The 2079-nt window shown below is 38.0% G+C and carries 2 protein-coding genes; one reads left to right on the plus strand and one right to left on the minus strand.

The genetic code is table 11. The features are described 5' to 3' along the window. Positions 1 to 1401, plus strand: a 1401-nt coding sequence (locus AC1DOS_RS19695) for an IS1182 family transposase (RefSeq protein WP_477538846.1), incomplete at its 5' end; no start/stop codon positions are given. A gap of 146 nt (positions 1402 to 1547) precedes the next feature. On the opposite strand, the gene proC is transcribed toward AC1DOS_RS19695, so the two are convergent. Beyond that, positions 1548 to 2079, minus strand: a 532-nt coding sequence (gene proC / locus AC1DOS_RS19700; protein WP_477538847.1) for a pyrroline-5-carboxylate reductase, incomplete at its 5' end; no start/stop codon positions are given.

Raw genomic sequence — 2079 nt, forward strand, 5'->3', positions numbered from 1 at the left:
ATCCACGAAATCATAGATTTTAGTTTTGTCCATGACATTGTCAAAAGTTCATATTGCGAATTCTATGGTCGCCCTGCGAATGAACCTGAGTTATTATTCCGCCTGCTTTTTCTTCAGACGTTATCCAATCTTTCTGATGAACGAATCATTAAAGAAGCACAGGTGAATATGGCTTACAAGTGGTTTTTAGGATTGAATCCGGAGGATTCCTTACCAAATTCATCTCAATTAAGCCGTTTCCGAAAGCATCGTTTGGGTGCTCAGAATATCGAGAAAGTTTTAACTGAAATAGTAAAACAAGCACAGGAAAAAGGACTAATCCGTTCTAAAGCATTATTTATTGATTCAACCCATACTCTCGCAAATGCAGCGAAAAAAAAGCCATTGGAGGTTCTTAGTAAGGCTGCCTCTAGACTTCGGAGAACCGTAAGAAAGCAACACAAAAATCTTTACGACAAACTACCTGCCTATCCAACATTTCCTAAAGAAATATCGGAAGAAGAAAAAGGGAAGATAATGATTTCATACCTTGCTCTATTAGGAGAGACCGTTGAGAGAGCACTTCCGGATGCTGAAGGCGCAGTTAAAGAAAAGCTACAAGTGGCAAAACAGATTATTGAAGATGAGCGTCTACTTGCGAACAAAGGAATTCGCTCTGCAATTGACCCAGATGCTAGATTTGGATGGAAATCAGTCTCTCGTTCATTTTTTGGTTATAAATCTCACATCGCCATGACTGAAGAAGAAATTATTACACAAGTAAAAGTAACAACTGGAACAGGAGATGATGGAAAGCAATTAAAAGAATTGGTGAACCAGACGAAAGCTCAAGCGTTAGAAGTAAACGAAATATTAGCAGATACAGCTTATTCTTCAAAAGCTAATTTGAACTACCTAGATGGTGAAGAAATTATAGCTACAATTCCCTTAAATCCTTCTGTTTACGGCACCAGAGAAGATGACTGTTTTCGTTATGACAAAGAAACTGATCAAGTAATGTGTCCAGCAGGACACTGGAGTATACGTAAAGCAAGACAAGGTAAAAAGGATATTGGTCAAAATCAATTTAACAGCTTCTTTTTCGATACTTCAATCTGCAAAACTTGTCCAATGAAAGAAGGATGTTATAAAAAAGGGAGTAAAACAAAAACTTATTCAATTCGAATCATTTCAGATGAACACCAGAATCAAATGAACTATTTAGCAACTGAAGAATACAAAATACGAAGTAAAAAGCGTGGCATTATAGAACATAAAAATGCTGAACTGAAAAGATACCATGGATTGACTACAGCAAAATACTGTGGTCTTTTTGGCATGATTATTCAGTCTCACTTGTCCGCCATAACTGTTAACATAAAAAGAATCGTGAAGTTAAATCAAAAATACAGCCTCTCCTGAGATTAGGAGAGGCTGTATTTTTTAGATATTTGAGAATCAGTCTTCTTTTCGTAATAAAACTCTCTCTTTCAAGAAAGAAATATGAATTTCAGTCCATTTTGCAGTGCCCTCTTCTCTCGGTCCTTTTTTGATTGTATTACTATTTACTATATATAACGCTTTCCGAGTTCTCGTGAACGTGTTTCAGCTTCATTTAAACAACGAGCAAGCATGTCAGAGAAGCCACTATTTTGTAAAGCTTCAATGCCAGCTTCTGTTGTCCCGCCTGGACTGGTTACTTGTTTTCGAAGCGTGGAAGGAGTTTCATTTGATTGTTTCAACATTTCTGCTGATCCAGCGATTGTTTGAACTAGCAGGTTTCTTGCTACTTGTGCTGAAAGCCCACTTGCAACAGCCGCTTTTTCGAATGCTTCAACGAAGTAATATACATATGCAGGTCCACTTCCTGACAAGGCAGTAATCACATGTAATTCATCTTCTTCTACTTCGATTACTGATCCAATGGTCTTCAGTAGTTCAATGATTTCAGTTTTATCATTGCTTTCCATTCTTTCATTCCAAGCTATTGCACTAGCTGACATCCCAATAGTGGCAGAAGTGTTTGGCATACAACGGGCAATTGGACGCTTGCCAAGCCCTTGCTCGATGGTATTCATTGGCACACCCGCAAGTATGGAC

The sequence above is a fragment of the Paenisporosarcina sp. P5_A11 genome, assembly GCF_056400705.1.